The organism is Caulobacter sp. D5 (assembly GCF_003185805.1).
GTDB lineage: Bacteria > Pseudomonadota > Alphaproteobacteria > Caulobacterales > Caulobacteraceae > Caulobacter.
In genome coordinates this window covers 1-8,414 of the sequence record NZ_QHJY01000151.1, presented here as the reverse complement: position 1 = coordinate 8,414, position 8,414 = coordinate 1, and the positions used below count along the sequence as shown (strand labels likewise).

The 8,414-nt window shown below is 68.4% G+C and carries 6 protein-coding genes; 2 read left to right on the top strand and 4 right to left on the bottom strand.

Annotation, left to right across the window (positions count from 1 at the left end; all coding sequences use genetic code 11):
• A partial coding sequence (locus tag DMC18_RS11160; protein ID WP_146218047.1) for a FecR family protein occupies positions 1-618 on the top strand: 618 nt, incomplete at its 5' end.
• Positions 619-718: 100 nt separating this feature from the next.
• Here the strand turns inward: DMC18_RS11160 and DMC18_RS11155 are convergent.
• Positions 719-3,517 (bottom strand): TonB-dependent receptor, encoded by a 2,799-nt coding sequence (locus DMC18_RS11155; RefSeq protein ID WP_233245390.1) that lies wholly within the window; start codon positions 3,515-3,517, stop codon positions 719-721.
• A 534-nt stretch (positions 3,518-4,051) separates the two neighbouring features.
• On the opposite strand from DMC18_RS11155, the gene DMC18_RS11150 reads away from it, so the two are divergent.
• Positions 4,052-5,482 carry an amidohydrolase gene (locus DMC18_RS11150; protein WP_110122126.1) on the top strand — a complete coding sequence of 477 codons (1,431 nt, stop codon included), beginning with the start codon at positions 4,052-4,054 and terminating at the stop codon, positions 5,480-5,482.
• A 151-nt stretch (positions 5,483-5,633) separates the two neighbouring features.
• Here DMC18_RS11150 and DMC18_RS11145 read toward each other — a convergent pair whose 3' ends face one another.
• The 3 genes from DMC18_RS11145 to DMC18_RS11135 form a co-directional block, all read right to left on the bottom strand.
• Positions 5,634-6,110 carry a sterol desaturase family protein gene (locus DMC18_RS11145; RefSeq protein WP_110122124.1) on the bottom strand — a complete coding sequence of 159 codons (477 nt, stop codon included), beginning with the start codon at positions 6,108-6,110 and terminating at the stop codon, positions 5,634-5,636.
• A 71-nt stretch (positions 6,111-6,181) separates the two neighbouring features.
• Positions 6,182-7,384, bottom strand: a complete 1,203-nt coding sequence (locus DMC18_RS11140) for an ABC transporter permease (RefSeq protein WP_110132939.1) — start codon at positions 7,382-7,384, stop codon at positions 6,182-6,184.
• Entirely contained in the window at positions 7,381-8,319 is a 939-nt protein-coding gene (locus DMC18_RS11135) for an ABC transporter ATP-binding protein (protein ID WP_110132938.1), read from the bottom strand. Before DMC18_RS11135 ends, DMC18_RS11140 begins: the two co-directional genes overlap by 4 nt.
• Positions 8,320-8,414 lie beyond the last annotated feature (95 nt).

Sequence of the window (8,414 nt, the reverse complement as noted above, 5' to 3'; positions counted from 1 at the left end):
ACCGGCGTCGGCCAGCAGAAGAGCATCACCCTGGCCGACGGCTCAGTCGCCACCCTGTCGACCGACACCGTGCTGCGCGTCACCGAATGGGGCCAGCGGCGCGGCCTGACGCTCGATCGCGGCGAGGCCTTCTTCCAGGTGGCCAAGAACCCGCAGCGCCCGTTCGTGGTGACGGCGCAGGGCCGCACGGTCACAGCGCTGGGCACGGCGTTCAACGTGCGCATCGATCCGGGCGCCTGGTCGGTCAGCCTGTTGGAAGGCAAGATCCGAGTCGCCGATCCGGTGGCCCATAACAGCGTCGACCTGCTGCCGGGCTCGCGCCTGGAGCAGCGCTCAGGCGCGACCTGGGCGGTGGCCGCCGCCGACGTCTCGGCCCTGACCAGCTGGCGCCAGGGCAGCCTGACCTTCGACAACCAGCCGCTGGCCGAGATCGTCGGCGAACTGAACCGCTATTCGGAACGCAAGATTCGCATCGCCTCGCCGCGCGTGGCCGCCACCCCGATGAGCGGCCGCTTCAAGACCGGCGACGTCGGCGGCTTCGTGGATGCGCTCAGCGCCTACGGCGCGGCCAAGGTGAAGACCGGCGAAGACGGCGAGATCGTCCTGGTTTCGCCGTAGCGGCGATCCACGTCCTTCCGGATCGCGTTCATCAGCCGCGGATCAGCCCAACAAGGGCGAGACGGGCCAGCAGCCTCTCGGCCGCCGGCCCGCGCCGCTGTCACTCGCCGAAGCGGAAGCGCAGGCCCAGGCCGTAGTAGCGGCCCTCGTAGCGGACATCGACCGGATAGGTCCGGTCGGGCGAGTAGTTGTTGTAGTTCTCGAACGGCTTGGCCAGCAGGTTGCTGACGTCGAGGCTGACGGTCAGCTGCTTGGAAATGTCGTAGCTCAAGGAGGCGTCCAGACGGGACGTCGCCCGCACCCCGACGCCGGTGTACTGCGAGCCGTCGGTCGCCTGACGGTAATAGCTGACCCAGGGCGAGCGGCGATTATAGGAGATGCGCCCCGTCACGCCGTTGCGCTCGTAGAACAGAGCGGCGTTGTAGGTCCATTTGGAAAGGCCGGTGATCTTGACGTAGGACGCATCGGCGCCGAGCGTCTGGGGGAACTGGTTCTTGCCATCGATATAGGTGACGTTGCCCTGGACGCCGAAGCCCTTGAAGGCTTCGGGCAGGAAATCCAGGAAGGTCTGGGCGTTGACCTCGAAACCCTTGATCTTGCCCGCCCCGGAGTTTTCCGGACGGCTGATTTCGATCAGGCCATAGACCGGATCCTGGACCCGGCTGGTGTAGTTGCTCGTGAACCCGAAGAGGTCGCGATAGAAGCCGGCGACGGTGATGCTGCCCGTGCTGGAGAAATAGTACTCGGCGCTGATGTCGTAGTTCTTGGACGTGAGCGGCACGAGGTCGGGGTTCCCGCCCGAGCCGTAGGCGTTGGGTTGCACCGGCGCGTTGGGATCGACCGGTTCGTTGGGGTCGCGAACGACCTGCGTGACGTTGAGGGCCGGGTTGAGCGCGCCGAAATCGACGCGGGTGCGGGTCTCGGTATAGCCCAGGCGCAGTTGCACCTTGTCGAGCGGCCGGATCCGCAGGCTGATGTTCGGCAGCACGTCCGTGTAGTTCTGCTCGATCGTCCTCGGGATCAGGCTGGTGACACCGTTAGCGGAGACGCGCGAGACGCCGGAATATTCGCCGACCGTCTGAACCACCCGGACGCCGGCCACGCCGTCGAACGCGATCGAACCCACGTCGAAGGCGTACTTGGCCTGAACGTAGCCGGCGTAGCTCTGTTCGGTGGCGCTGAAGGCGCCGCCCTGGTCGAGGGGCACGTCCGGGCTGCTGAAGGCCGTCAGGGTGTCCTTGTAGCCCTGGTCGTTGGGATAGAGCGCGATCAGCTGCTGCAGGGCCTCGATCGAGCGTTGCCGCAAGGCGGCGGCGTTCGCCGCGATCCCCTCGCGGGTCGGCATCAGATACTGGGTGAAGCCTTGTGAGGAGCCGCGGAACGGATCCTCGATCATCTCCAGTTGGCCCACGGGCAGGCTGGACAACGCGATCTTCAGCGGCAGCACCCAGGCGTAGCGCGAGCCCTGGATCAGCGAAGCGTCGCGATCGGTGTAGCGCAGTCCGAACTTGATCTCGGGCAGGAACGACAGGCGGGTGTCGAACACCGCGTCACCGCGCCATTGGACCCCGCTGCCCTTGGCGATGTAGTGGCGCTCGTAATAGCCGCGCCAGTAGTAGTTGGCCGGGTTGGCGGCGTCGAAGCCGGTGAGGTCGAACGCCGCGCCGTCCTTCTCGTTGAACTTGACGACCACGGTCGGCGCGGTGGTGAAGGCGCTGTCGAGACTCCAGTTGCGAGCCTCGTACTCGCTGTCCTCGTAGGCGAGGTCGGTCGACAGGGTCAGGCGATCACCGCGCCAGATGGCGCCGACCGCGCCCTGGTAGGTGTTGGTGTGATCGGCGCCGGTCGAGCGATAGGCCTGGGGCGCGACGCCGCCGGTCTTGGTGAAGCCGGCGGCCTGGTCGGTGGTCCCCGGAACCAGCGTGACGTTCGTCAGGGTCGGGTCCTGCAGGACGGTGGAGTCCCAGTCGCGAAGATTGACGTCCAGGTTGTCGGTCGCCTGCCGGCCGCGATAGCCCTGGTAGATCCCATCGAAATAGATCTCGAGCCTGTCGTTCGGCTTCCACTGGAGGGCGACGTTGCCCGAAGGCCGGTAGCGCTTGCCGCCGTCGTTATAGAGACCCACCGAGTGGGGGTAGTAGAAGCTGTTGCCGACGCTGGCCGGCGAGACGCTGGAGGCGGGGCTGACCTGCCGGATCCACTGATTGTTGTACCGCACGCCGTTGCGGTACTGCGACTGGGCGTAGGTGGCGTTGGCCAGGACGCCGATCTCGCCGATCGACGTGTCCCAGCGGTCCGAGAACAGGATGTTGCCGTTCGGGTCGAACTTCTCGGTCTGGTCGTTGTAGGTCATGCGCACGCCGCCGCCGATGAACCGGCCCTTGAAGTCCAGCGGTCGACGCGTGCGGACGTTGATCAGGCCGGCCAGGCCCGGCTCGACGATGTCGGCGGTGCCGGACTTGTAGATCTCGATCCCCGCCAGGGCCTGGGCCGGGAAGTCCTGCAACTGCACGCGACGCAGTTCGGCGGTGAAGATCTCGCGGCCGTTATAGGTGGTGGCGACGTCGGGCAGGCCTCGGATCAGGACGCGATTGGCCTCGTCGCTGAAACGTTCGACCTGCACGCCGGAGATGCGCGCCAGGGTCTCGGCGGCCGTGTTGTCGGGAAGCTTGCCGATGTCTTCGGCGACGACCGCGTCGAGGATCGCGTCCGAGGTGCGCTTGATGGTCTGCGCCGAGCGCATGCTCTGGCGAAGGCCGGTCACGACGACCTCGGTCACGGCCGAGGTCTCCGTCGCATCGGTGGCTGTGTCCGTAGCTGCGGCCGTCGTTTGCGCGACCGCGGGCATGCCCAGAAGCGCCATCGGCGCGACCGACAGCATGAAGGCAATACGCTTCATCAATCCCTCCCATGTCGAGCGCGAGGTATTTTCCTCGTCGCTTCATTTGTCCGACTAAATGTGCAGAGCAATCATTTCCGGTCAATCCAATTGATATGATCAATGCGAAAATTGAAATGCGGATTTCACATTTCAGAAGATTTCGAAATCGCATTCAGGGATGCGGGCGCGCATAACCCCATACAAGGAAGGGAAGCTTGGCTTTTTCGGATGGGCGCTCGTTTCAGATGTCGATGCAGAGCGTCGGTCCGACAAACGCGGGCAGCAGCAAGCTATACTCTGACAAAATGGAGTTTGCATCGAGCTCCGCCTGACCCTACGGCACACGCCGCGACGGGAGCAGAGGTCCCCGGCTCCAGGGCGGCGACGACCGGAGATGGAGCGCCCCCGCCCACTTTCTCCCCTCCCCGGTTGAGGAACCGCCTCCCCCCTGCGTCATGGAAGTAGACAGCGGCGCCGTTCGCGTCGCGTTCAGGGAGGCTTTTCGTGACTTCGATCTTCAAGACCGCCGCCGCAGGCTTGGTTTGCGCGCTGATGGCCTCGAGCGCCATGGCCGCGCCGCTGAGCGCCGCCCAGAAGACCCAGCTGAAGGCGAACGTCGACGCCTATACGCCGCAGATGAACGAGGCGGCCCTGAAGATCTGGGATTACGCCGAGCTCGGCTACCTGGAGGCCAAGAGCACGGTCGTTCTGCAGGACCAGCTGAAGGCCGCCGGCTTCGAGGTGAAGGCGGGCGTGGCCGACGAGCCGACCGCCTTCGTCGCCAGCTTCAAGCAGGGCAAGGGTCCGGTGATCGCCGTGCTGGCCGAGTTCGACGCCCTGCCGGGGCTGTCGCAGGCCGCCGTGCCGACCAAGACCCCGCGTGAAGGCACCGACAACGGCCACGGCTGCGGCCACAACCTGTTCGGCGCGGCCTCGGTGGCCGGCGCGGTCGCCCTCAAGCAGTGGATGATCCAGAACAAGGTGCAGGGCGAGATCCGCGTCTACGGCACGCCGGCCGAAGAAGGCGGTTCGGGCAAGGTCTACATGGTGCGCGAGGGCCTGTTCGACGACGTCGACGTGACCCTGCACTGGCACCCGGGCAACGAGAACTCGGCCCGCCAGGGCACCTCGATGGCCAATATCAGCGGCAAGTTCCGCTTCCGCGGCAAGTCCTCGCACGCCTCGGGCGCGCCGTGGGCCGGGCGCTCGGCGCTGGACGGGGTGGAGATCCTGGACACCGCCGCCAACTTCATGCGCGAGCACATCCCCGACGGCACGCGGATCCACTACGTGATCACCAACGGCGGCAAGGCCCCCAACGTGGTGCCGGACTTCGCCGAGGTCTATTACTATGTCCGCAACAGCGACCCGAAGGTCGTGGTCAGCGTCATGGATCGCGTCAAGAAGGCGGCCGAGGGCGCGGCCATGGCCACCGAGACGACGGTGGAGTTCGAGCAGACCGGCGGCGTCTACAACCTGCTGCCCAACGACGTGCTGGGCAAGGTGATGAACGACAGCCTGGTCAGCGTCGGCGGGATCACCTGGACGCCGGAAGAGACCGCGTTCGCCAAGACGCTCGCCAAGAGCCTGACCAACGGCGGCGGCGACCTGGCCTCGGTGGGCAAGATCGAGCCCTACGCCCCGGCCGACATGAAGGGCGGCGTCGGCGGCTCGACCGACGTCTCGGACATCTCGTGGGTGACCCCGACGGTGGGCCTGTCGACGGCGACCTTCGTGCCGGGCTCGGCCGGCCACAGCTGGCAGAACGTGGCGGCGGCGGGCAACTCGATCGGCCTCAAGGGCGCGGCCGTGGCGGCCAAGACCCTGTCGATCACCGGCGCCGAGCTGTTCATGAACCCCAAGCTGATCGCCGACGCCAAGGCCGAGCTGAACAGCCGCCGCGGCGACGGCTTCCAGTACAAGGCCATGGTCGGGGATCGCAAGCCGCCGCTGGACTACCGCAAGGCCGGCGGGGCGGAATAAGGCCATCGCAGGAGATCCTCCCCCTGAAGGGGGAGGTGTCGCCGGAGGCGACGGAGGGGGATGTGATTGCTGGTTTCGAAGTGAGACCGGCCTTCGCGGCCCCTTCCCCCTCCGGCCCTTCGGGCCACCTCCCCCTTCGGGGGAGGGTCGCTTAAGCCTGGACGCCCCGCGCCCGCAGCTTGGCCTTCAGTTCGCGGATGGGCCGGGCCAGCAGGAAGCCGAACGACACCGCGCCCTCCTTGGTGTGGACGGCGTGGTGGATGCGGTGGGCCTGGATCAGGCGCTTCCAATAGGCCGACTTGCCCAGCGGCACCTTGAAGCGCTGGTGCACCATGCCGTCGTGGAAGATGAAATAGACCGCGCCATAGGCGGTGATCCCCAGGCCGACGGGCAGCAGCCACGGCATCCCGCCATTGGTGCCGAACCAGATGGCGACGATGGCGGGCGCGGCGAAGACCACCGCGAAGAGGTCGTTCAGCTCGAAGGCGCCGTGGCGGGGCTCGTGGTGCGAGCGGTGCCAGACCCACAGGAAGCCGTGCATGACGTACTTGTGGGTGAACCAGGCGAAGCCTTCCATGAAGGCGAAGGCGGCCAGGAACAGGGCGACCTGAAGTCCGAAGGTGACCATCGCTTTCCTACTCTGGAGCCCGCCGCCTGATCGGATCAGGCTTTTGCAGGCTCGTCCTTGTCCTGGCTCAACTAGCGCTGCGGATCGCGCGACAGGGCCTGGGCGACGCCGAGGCCCGTCGCGCCGACGGCGGCCAGCACGATCCAGGCCTTATACACCGCGCCGATCCCGCCGTCGCGCCAGAGCACGGCCTGGTAGGCGTCGATCACCCAGGCGTGGGGCGTCAGCCAGCCCAGGCTCTGCAGCCAGGCGGGCATGAGGAAGCGCGGCGCCATGCTGCCGCCGATCGCGGCCAGGACGAGGATCACGAAGGTCGACAGCATCTGGGCCTGATCGCGGGTGCGGCACAGCGAGACGAGGCCAAGCGCCAGGCCCGCCGAGCAGACGCCGGCCGCCAGGGTGGTCGGCAGCCACAGAGCGAAGTGCTGGAGCGCCTCGACGCCGTAGACGGCTTGGGCGACGACGAAGATCATCACCGCCTGCACCACCGCCTGGGCCGTCAGGAACAGGAACTTGCCGGTGACCACCGGCCCCATGCCGGCCACGCCCGCCAGCAGGCGGTCGGCGACGCCGGCGCGGCGCTCCTCCATCAGCGACAGCGCCCCCTGCATGGCCGAGAACAGGGCGAACAGGATCATCACCGCCCCGGCGTAATAGGCGATCACCGCCCCGCCCTTGCGGGCCCCGGCGATCTGCTCACGATCGAAGAGGTCTTCCTTCAAGGCCGGCGGCTTGGCGCGCAGCGCCGCGGCGGCGGCGTCGATGCGGGCGGACTGGACGGGCGTGAGGTCGCCCAGAGCCGGCGTCAGGGCCTCGACCGAGCGGCGCAGGGCCGCGTCCGGCGCGGCGGCGGCCAGGGCCTGCTGGGTGCGGGCCTGGGCCAGAGGAGCCGCGACGGCTCGGGAAGGGTCGGCGACGATCAGGAACGGCCTGCCCGGCGCGGCGGGGTCGGCGCGGATGACGAGGCCGACGTCGACCTGTCCGGACTTGACCCTGGCCCGTACGGCGGCGGGATCGGCCGCGGTCTCGGCGCGAAGATCGGGGCTCTTGAGCAGGGCGGCGGCGACCCGGCGTGAGGCGTCGGTCTTGGCGAGATCGGTCACAGCCAGCTTGGGCTGGAGATTGTCGCCTGAAGTCCCGGCGAACACCGACGAGAAGATCAGGAACACCAGCGGCGGCAGCAGGAAGGTCATGACCAGAGCCGCGCGGTCGCGCCACAGCTCCAGGGCCATGACCCGCATCATGGCCAGCGCCATCAAGGCCCGGGTCTTCATGCGGCCTTCCGGTCGGCGACGAGGGTGAAGAGGTTGGCCAGGGACGGCTCGCGCACGCGGATCTCGCGCGGGGCCAGACCGAGCTTGCGCAGGCGGGCGTCCAGCCGCCCCGCCGCCGCGTAGCCGCCGGCGTCGAGGCGGGTCCAGACGCCCGGACGGCGGGTCGGCTCCAGTCCCTCGGCGGCCAGACGGATCTCGCCGGCGGTGTCGAGGCCTTCGGAGAGGTGGACCAGGATCTCCATCTGGTCGCCATAGGCCTCGGCGACCAGGGCCCGCGGCTCGCCCTCCAGCACCATCACGCCGTCGCGCAGGAAGCCGACGCGGTCGGCCAGGGCGCCGGCCTGGTCGAGGTCGTGGGTGACGATCAGCACGGCGACACCCAGGTCGCGCAGGTCGCGGATCACCGCGTCGACGGCCTCGCGGGCGTCGATGTCGACCCCGACCGTCGGCTCGTCGAGGATCAGCAAGGTGGGCTTGTGGACGATGGCGGCGGCGATGTTGGCGCGACGCTGGAAGCCGCCCGACAGGGTGCGGACCGGCGCGTCGGCGCGCTCCAGCGTGCGGGTCAGCTCCATGGCCCGGCGCACGGCGGCGGGGATGGCGGCGCGGGGCACGCCAGCCAGGACGGCGAAGGTCTCGATGTTCTCGCGCACCGACAGGTTGGCGTAGAGGGCGATCTCCTGCGGTACGAGGCCCAGGCCTGCCCGGGCGGCGGGGGTGCGGGCCGGGTCGGCGCCGTTGAGACGCACGGTCCCGGCGTCGGGCCGCAGGCGGCCGCAGATGGCGCGCACCAGGGTGGTCTTGCCCGCGCCGTTGTGGCCCAGCAGGGCGTAGATCTCGCCTGGATGCAGGGTCAGGTCGACGCCCTTCAGCACCCGGCGCTGACCGTACGACCGAACCACGCCTTCAGCGACCAGAATGGGGTCTGGGATCACGCCGCCGCCTTGCGCGCGGCGAACAGCCGGCCGGCGTAGGGACCCAGCAGCCCGCCGCCGCCGGCGCTCGCCAGGGCGGCCTCGGCGGCGGAGAG